General features: G+C 65.3%; 1 protein-coding gene. It reads left to right on the top strand.

The genetic code is table 11. The features are described from left to right. The coding region (locus tag AC0L3B_RS39695) for a PrpF domain-containing protein (RefSeq protein ID WP_473383340.1) at window positions 1–262 on the top strand (262 nt) is incomplete at both ends.

Here is a 262-nt window from a genome sequence, read left to right as displayed (position 1 = left end):
ATCGACGGCATGGGCGGCGCCACCTCCAGCACCAGCAAAACCGTGATCCTGGCCAAGAGCACGCGCGCCGACCACGACGTGGACTACCTGTTTGGGCAAGTCTCCATCGACAAACCCTTTGTCGACTGGAGCGGCAACTGCGGCAACCTCTCCGCGGCGGTCGGTTCGTTCGCCATCAGCGCCGGCCTGGTCGACCCTGGCCGCGTGCCCCTCAACGGCGTGGCCGTGGTGCGCATATGGCAAGCCAATATCGGCAAGACCA

Source organism: Bradyrhizobium sp. Kon56 (assembly GCF_055807635.1).
This window is presented reverse-complemented; position numbering and strand designations above follow the sequence as displayed.